Here is an 8661-nt window from a genome sequence, read left to right as displayed (position 1 = left end):
CCCCCGACTGGCGGCCCAGCCCCCTCGGCGACGCCGACCGCGGCTACCCCCGGCCGACCGGCCAACCCAACATGTCAGCGGGCTTCGGCCCCACCACCGGCATGACCGGTCCCTACGTGCCGTGGACCGGCACGTACGACGTCAACCTCGCCGTCACCGACCCCGCCCCGGGCACCGGCGGCGGCACGCCGCCCGACAGCGACGGTCGTGACGCCACGACCCCGGCGCCGCGCCAAGGCGGCGGCACCGCGACCGGGCCGGAGAGCACCGGTACCGGCCGCGGTGGCCGCTCGATCGAGGACGCGCTGACCGAGGTCGCCCGCGCCCAGACCGAGGTCGTGCGGTTCGAGACCGAACTGGAGAACACCCGCGAGCGCCTGAACCTCGCCGAGGACGACCCCTCCTACCTCGGCGGCAAGGTCGAGGCCGCCCAGCGCCGCGTCACCGCCGCCCAGGCCGAGACCGACCTCGCCCAGGCCCGCCTGGACGACGCCCGCGGCAGCCGCACGGGCACCGAACTGGCGCGCGGCGACATGGACCGCGCCCGGACCGAACTCGACCGCGCCCACGCCGACCTCGCCCAGGCCCGCGAGAGCTACACCCGGGCCGGCGGCACCACCGCCTCCGACGGGACCCCCCAGCAGGCCCTGCGGTCCGGCTTCTCCACCGACGCGCCCCCGTCCACGGGGACCACCCCCGTGAGCACACGCGACGCGAGCCCGCTCGACGGCTTCCGCGACCTGCCCGGGCCCATCCCCGACCTGGAGCCCCCCGAGGTCTGGGCGCTCTTCGAGACGACCACGAACGCTGCGGACGGCTCGCCGGTCCCGCAGGTCTCCGAGGACACCGCGCCGCCGCCGGCGGACACGCCGAGCCCGGAGAACACGGACGCGGACGAGGACCCGCACGCCCCCGTCATCCGGGACTTCGCGGTGACCGCCGCGGAGCAGCCGCCGCCACCGGAACCCGTGCGCCAGCGGCAGGCCGAGGCGGCCGAGGCGCTGACCGCCTACAGCGGCCTGCGGCAGCGAGTGCAGGACGCGCTCACGGAGCTCGAGAAGGCCGAGGCCCGGGTCAAGGAGTCCCAGGACGCGGTGACCTCCTCCACGTCCAAGCACGAGAAGGCCGAGAAGGCCGAGAAGCAGGCGCGGACCGACCGCACGACCGCGGTGGACAGTGCCCGGGACCGCGTGACCGAAGCCGAGCGGCGCGCCGCCGAGTCCGACCAGCGGGCGACGGAGTCCCGCGAGCGGGCCCGGCAGTCCGCGCGCGACGGGGCGGCGGCCGAACAGGCCCACAGGGCGGCCGTCCGCGACGCCGGCGGCATCCGCGCCTCGGCCGACGCCGCACACCGCGCGGCCCTCGACCGGGCCGCGGAGATCCGCGCCGCCGCCGACCGCTCCGACGACCCGGCGGCCGAGAACGCCCGCGCCGACGCGCTCGTCCACCAGGCGGACCAGGACCGGGACGCCGAACTCGCCCGCGCCGACAGGGTCGAGCGGGAGGCCGGCGAGGCCCTGCGCGACGCCCGGGAGCGGCACGCGCGCAACGTGCGGCGCCTAGAGGACGACGTCCGCACCGCCGCGCGCGACCACGGCACCGCGCGCCACGAGCGGCACGTGCGGGCTGAGACGACCTCCACGCACGACCGTGCCGTCCACAAGGCGGAAGAGGACCTGCGCAAGGCCCGGGACGTCCGCGAGCGGGACGAGCGCAACCTGCTGCGCGACCAGTACGACCTCGCGGTCGCCGGGCGGACCTACGGCGACCTGCTGCGCGACACCGCCGACGCCGGCCGCCGGCTGGTGGAGGCGCGGAGCAGCCTGCGCGACGCCCTCGCCGACCACTACCGCGCCACCGCGGAGGAGGCGCGGCAGGCCCGCGACACGGCAGAGGGTGAGCGGGACCGCGCGGTGGGCGAGCGCGACGCCCTGCTACGCGAGCAGGCCGGGCTGCCGGCGGTGATCGACCGCGCGGTCCGGGACGGCGACCGCGCGGCGGAGGCCGCGGCCCGCGACCGGTCGGCGGCGCTACCCGAGGAGATCTCCGCGGCCGAGCAGCGGGTCCGCGACACGCAGACCGAGTACGAGCGGCGGACCGGCGACTGGGAACGCGCCACCGCCGATGTCCGCGACGGCGAGCGGAACGCGGCACAGGAGCACGCCGAGGACCAGCAGCGGTCCGCGTCCTTCGGCGAGTTCCGCACGGAGGGCCGCGAGCTCTCCGAGGAGGCCGGGGACACCATCCGGAAACTCCAGGCACGGGTCGACGAGATCACGGGCGTGCCCGGCAAGTCCCGCGAGGACGACCTTGGCACCTACTCCCGCCAGCTCGACCACCTGCTCGGCAGCGAACTGCTGGAACCGCACCGGGTCCGGCTGAACGTGACCCACGGCGACCGCACCGGGTTCGACGCCGTCCTGCACCAGCTCCCCGACCTGGACGACGCGGCCAGGACGCGGCTCGCGGAGGACTACGCCAAGAACCCCTACCCGTCCTACAGCCACAGCGGCCACGCCGTGCGGATCGGAGACCGCACGTACAAACTGCGGCTGCGGTCCACGGGCAACGACTGGCGCCGCGCGGGCGACCCGCGCGCCAAGCCCGACGACACGGCGCCGGACCCCTACAGCTCGGACAGCACCACGCGCGACTCCAAGCACACCGACGCGCGCGGAACGAACACCCGCCGCAACGTGGGCGGGTCCGTCACCATCAACCCGATGTTCGTGAGCGATCCCATCGGTCGGGCGGGGCCGGCGATCGTGCCGATGCTGCAGTTCGCGCTGAACCAGCCGTCCGCCTCGGAGACGGTCAACCGCAGCGTCTCCGGCAAGACCGAGACGGGACTGCTGGGCAAACCGGTGGACTACTCGACCTCGCTGACGGCCGAGCTCACCGTGGACCCCGCCCCGATCATCAGGTACACCGCCGAGGGCGAGCGCATCCCCCTCCACCGGGCCACGGCGTTCCAGCAGGACGACGCCCTGACCATGACGGTGGAGCTCGCGGACCGTACCGTCTCCGAGGCGCCCGAGGAGATCACGCTCCACGACCCGTTCGCCCCGCGCCCCGCCGGCGAGGAGCCGACCGGCAACCCGGTCGGTCCGCGTGCGGCCTCGACGCACGGCGCGGCGGTCAACGGCATCCGCCACACCGGCCTCGACGACCGGTCCCTCACCGACTGGGTGGTCGCCTACGTCAACCAGCGGCGGCCCCGGACGCTCTGGCAGCGGTTCAAGGACGCGACGCTGCCGAACCTCCTCCGGCACTACAAGTCGGACCCGAAGAACGCGGACAGCATCCGCGAGGCCCTGTCGGACGACTCGATCCGCGACATGCTGCCCGACCTCACCCGGGGCCCGGTGCCGCTCATCGTCACCGACAACAGCGGCCGCGAGCATCTCGCGAAGATGTGGTCGGTTCCCGAGAAGTTCAGCCGGTTCGACGACAACCCCGCGAAGCTGGACCTGGACCGCAAGACCGAGACCGGCAAGGAGGTCGACGCCTCGCTGCAGCGCAGCGCCACGTTCAGCTCGGGCCTGGGGTTCGGGTCGGTCCTGCAGATCCTCGGCAGCCTGCTCCGCATCGAGGCCCCGATGGTGGACTACCGGCACGACCGGGAGCGCACCCTGGGGAACTCGCGCAGCTCCGGCGGGACGTCCAACGCGCTCACCAAGACCGGTGACACGGCGATCTACGACGTGCGGCGCAACTACTACGTGCAGTTCGAGGGCGAGGACTTCGCGCACCAGTTCACCGGGAACACGGTCGAGGTGCTCGCGGTGGACGACGCCCAGATCCTCGCCGACCCGCACCGCAACGACGCCGACGCGCGGTCCCGCGCCGACCACGCCCCCGTCTACCCGCACCTGCGCCGCGACCGGCCGGACCACCTCGGCGGCACGACCATCCGCGGCATCACCTGGGCCGACGGGAACCGCTACGCGTCCAGGGCACCGGACACCGCGTCCGAGGCTTCGCGATCGGGGGACGACGCCGCCACGACGCCGGACACCGACGCCCCCCGGCCGGAGACTGACGCCACCCGGCCGGACACCTCGGACACCGACACGGCCGAATCCTCGCCGGACCCGGTGTTCACCGTCCCCCACCCGCTCCCGCAGACGGTGTTCGACGCCTACGCCCAGCAGGTGCTCGACGGGCTCGCCCGCAAATACCCCGGCCTGGTGGTGCCGGAGATGGCGCGCTCCCGCGAGGACTACGCGCTGCGGCCGGGCGAGGAGCGCGACGGCTCGTTCTTCTCCCGCGAGAACCACTTCCGCCGCAACCACCCCGTCGCGATCTACAACACGGCTCGCGTCCTGGAGACGATCACCGAGCACAATCTGACCGGCCGGGGCCAGACCAGCGACTGGTTCAACGAGGGCGTCGACCTGCACCTCTACGAGACCGCCCTCGTCAACCCCGACCTCAGCAACTTCAACCCGTGGAACCCGGACAAGGAGGGGTGGTTCCTCCCCGACATCGTCACCGTGCGGCTCAGGGCGACCCCGCACGACCGGGAGTTCGGCGGCACCGTCACCAAGAACCGCACCGCCGACTCCGGAGCCGGAACCTCGGGCCGGCAGCGCAGCGAGGAGCACGAGCGCAGCCACGCCCTCGGACTGCGGGTGCGGGCGATGTTCCGGCCGCCCGCGACACCTTCCGGCCGCAGGACGAGCGGGGCCCCAACCTCTACGACGGCCACCGCGTCGACCTGATGACCGACGGCAACGGCCAGCCGGTGCACATCACCGCCCAGATGGAACTGGAGGCGCCCGCCCAGCCCGACGAGGCGGCCCGGGAGCGGCATCCGGAGAGCGGCGTCAACGCGCCCGCACGCGACACCTCCACCCAGCTGGCGCCGGACGCGGTCCGGCGGATGATCGACGGCGGCCGGCCGGACGCGCCGACGCGGACACCGCTGGCGGCCGCGCTCGCCCAGATCCCCACCTACACCTCGAACATCAGCGCGGCGACCGGGGACCGCACCCAGCGTCAGCGCGTCTACGAGCTCCTCGCGGGCGTCGCCGGACTGCAGCGCTACCTCAAGCGGGCGGCCGGCCACGACTTCTTCCCGACCTTCACGTCGGGCGAGACGCTGGCCGGCAATTCCGACCAGCTGTTCTCCACCTCCCCCGGGCACCGGACACGCAACTGGCTGCGCGGCTGGTTCCACAGCGGCCGGCACACCGTCGCGCTGTTCGCCGACCGCACCGACGTGCGCTTCCACGACCTGCTGCCGTCCTCCACCCTGAAGTGGACGACGCAGCAGGAGACCAGCATCAGCCGCAGCGAGGGCACGTCGAAGAGCGTGACCTTCGAAGGCGACATGCGCGGCGTCGGCAACCCGAACCAGAGCGCCGACGCCGTGCGCGCCGGCCAGGCGCCGAACGCCCCCGGCCGCGGGCTGCTGCGCGCCAACGACTCAAGCAGCCCCAGCATCCAGGCGGCATGGAACCTGTTCAGCCTGAGCCGCGGGACGAGCGACGGCACGTCGGAGTCCGCGACCTTCACGGAGAAGACGAGCTTCAAGCCGCACGGCGGGGTGCGCACCTTCAACTCCGACGTCCGGCAGACCGAGGTCGCCGAGATCCGCCACGACTTCGACTTCATGGCGAACGTCCCGCGCCATGCCAGGGACAAGCACCTCCGCGGCTTCCAGCACACCATCGGCAACGAGGAGTTCGGGTACGCCCCCCTGGCCGACCTGTACGAGGCCGGCCTCGTCAACGACCGGTACCACTCCCCCGAGACGGCCGGCGACGGCGCGGAGACGACCGGGGAAGGCGCCGAGGCAGGCGGCCGGACCGGGCAGCAGCCCAACCCGAACCTGCGTCCCGAGCGGTTCATGGTCCGGCCGGGCTTCGAGGACCGCGGCCAGCGCCTGACCAGCGTCCCCCGGACGCCGCCCTCAGAGGCCAGCGGGGACCCGGTCGGCGTGCAGCTCGCCGAGCGGCTGAAGCAGGACAACTACGCACTGACCGGTGAGAGCCGCGAGGCGGTCCTGGCCGAGATCAACGCGCACGCCACCGGACGGCGCGCACCGAAGAGCGTGCCCGTCAAGCTGTACGCGGAGAGCTACCGCGCCTCCCGCGGCCCCGCGGGGGACGACCGGCGGGAGCGGCCGCGCGTCGAGGCCGACAACCAGACCCGCGGCGGCACCATCCAGGTGGAGACCGTCCGCGGCCGCCCGACCGTCACCCGGCCCGGCGGCAAGGGGGCGTTCGGGCACGAGGTCTCACTGGCGGCCAAGACCAAGGTCAAGGACGCTGACAGCGACGGCCTCGGCACCCGGGTCGAACTCGCGCCGGTCGTCCCGGTTCCGCTGCCCGGCGGGGACCAGCCGCGCGACCTGCCCGCTGGGCTGCCCGCCGACCGCTTCAACACCATCACGCCGGCGCCGCGTTTCGGGACCTCCGGCTCCCGGAGCGAGAGCACCAGCACGGCGGAGAAGGAGACCACGACCTGGGCCACGGACCTCGACGGCCCCTACGCCGTCGCCGAGACCCCCGAACACATCCGGCTGACCGTCAGCTACGGGAGCCGGAAGTTCACCATCGAAGGCGACTACGCCACCGTCAAGGAATCGTTCCACTCCGCCTACCTGACCGCGGCCGCGGCCACGTCCGGCACCGACACCACCGAGACCCCGGACGGCGGCGGGGAGAACGGCGGCACGTCCACCACCGTGCGGCAGTCGCCCGACCCCGCCGCCGAAGGCCGGTCCGCGACCACACCGCGGCCCGCCCCGGCACCGCGGCCGGAGACCGCCCCCACCCGTCTCGACGGCGCCATCCGGGACTGGACCCCCCAGGGGCGGGGGACGGACCAGGCTGCTCAGCCCGAGATCGCATTCGTCCCGCTGTCCGTCGAGGCGGACGGCCGCGGGATCACCGACGCCGGCTACGTCGCGCTCGCACGGGCGCACGGCTGGTCGCACTCCGGCGACCTGGGTCCCGCGGACGTCCAGCGCGCCAAGGAGTACGCCATCAAGAAGGCGGGGATCCGGCCGGACAACGACCCCGTCAGCGGCAACGTCAACAGGGACTCCACCCGGGCCTACTTCAACGACGCCGCCGAGCCGGACGGTGTCGACCTGCTCGACATCGGCCACATCCGCTGGAAGCTCGGGGCGAAGCCGCGGTACGCCGAGGCGACCATCATCGACGTCGCCGTCGACTCCCAGACCAAGGACTCGCACTCCAGCACCACCACCCGCTCCACCGCCGTGGCGACCGCCGGCCACTCCGGCGGGGGGCTGCCGGTCCGGCCGGGGGGCATCTTCACCGAGAACGATTCCGCCGCCCAGAGCGGGACGACCGCCGGCACCCCCTCGGACGGAGTCCGCGGTGACACCGTCCTGCTGTCCGGCCAGCTCGGCCAGGACATCGGCTCCGGAGACCGCTCCACCCGCACCGACGACGAGGGGAGCGGCCCCCCGACCACCAACAGGGACCCGGTCGGCTCCAAGCGCTCCTACCTGGTCTCCATCCCCACCGACTGGGTGGTGGCCGCCCAGCGCACCCCCCGTCACCTCCTGGGCCTCGGCCGCGCGGCGACCTTCGGAATGGCCAGCGTCCGCTCGACGGTCACCGGCTGGATCAGCGAAGCCGAGGCCCGCGCGCTGGGCCTGCTGCCCCGGGACCCGGAGGACGCCAAGGAGTGGACGCGCGCCTGGGAGGCGGTCGCCAAGGCGCAGAAGGACCTGGCCGACGCGGAGAAGAGCTACTTCACCGAGCGCGGCAAGCTGCCGCTGCTGGTCGAGCGGCTCGCGGCGGCCGACCGGGCCGTCGCCGACGCGCGGGACGCCCTCGACGAGGCCGACCGGTTCGCCGACACGGCGGTCCGGACCGGCGACGGGACGGCGCGGGACGCGGAGGCCGTCGCCCGGGCACGCGACGTCCTCCGCGGCGCCGAGGCGGACGCCCGCGCGACCCGCAAGGAGTACACCGACGCCGAGACCGCGTACACCAAGGCGCGTGAGGACTTCGAGAACAAGTTCGACACCTGGTGGAGTGAGCTGGAGAAGGCCCGCCGCCACATCGGCGACCCCGGCGTGCGCACCGGCGGTACCGAGGACGCGACCGCGGAGGCGGCGAGCGGTGCGCCCGCACCGCGCACCGTGCGGCTTCCGGAGTTCGGCGCGAGCGGCCGGACCGGCACCACGAACACGGCGGACACGGCGGACACGGCCCCCGCGCCCGACACGGCCACCACCACCGGCGCCCGGCAGAACAACGACGTCATCGTCATGCGGGTGGAGGCCGGCCCGGGGACACCCCGTGCGGAGAGCGGCCCGGCCGACCGGCGGGTGGACGAGGCACGCGTCCGCGTGGCCCGGGCCCAGGCCGACGTGGTCCGGTTCGAGACCGACCTGGCGGACACCCGCACCAACCTCGCCCTGGCCGACGACGACCCGTACCACCTCGGCGGCCTCGTGGAAGCCGCCCAACGCCGGGTGGCGGCCGCCCAGGCCGAGGTCGATCTCGCCCGGGCTCGCCTGGACGCCGCCCGCGGCAGCCGCTCGGGGACCGAGACGGCGCGCGGAGAAGTGGACCGCGCCCAGACCGAACTCGACCGCGCCCGCACCGACCTCGACCAGGCCCGCGACAGGTTCACCCAGGCCGGCGGCACCTACCTGCCCGACGGCACCCC

At 74.3% G+C, this 8661-nt stretch carries 2 protein-coding genes; both read left to right on the top strand.

The window, feature by feature from the left end:
* The first annotated feature begins 71 nt into the window (after window positions 1-71).
* The gene (locus DEF28_RS27740) at window positions 72-4724 is read left to right on the top strand and encodes a hypothetical protein (RefSeq protein ID WP_233515537.1); all 4653 of its coding nucleotides are present in this window, start codon (window positions 72-74) and stop codon (window positions 4722-4724) included.
* A partial coding sequence (locus DEF28_RS25490; RefSeq protein ID WP_147281100.1) for a TolC family protein occupies window positions 4724-8661 on the top strand: 3938 nt, incomplete at its 3' end. The genes DEF28_RS27740 and DEF28_RS25490, both read left to right, overlap by 1 nt.

Source organism: Marinitenerispora sediminis (assembly GCF_003336425.1).
Lineage (GTDB): Bacteria > Actinomycetota > Actinomycetes > Streptosporangiales > Streptosporangiaceae > Marinitenerispora > Marinitenerispora sediminis.
Note: the sequence above shows the minus strand (reverse complement) of the source record. Positions and strands in the feature narration are given on the sequence as shown.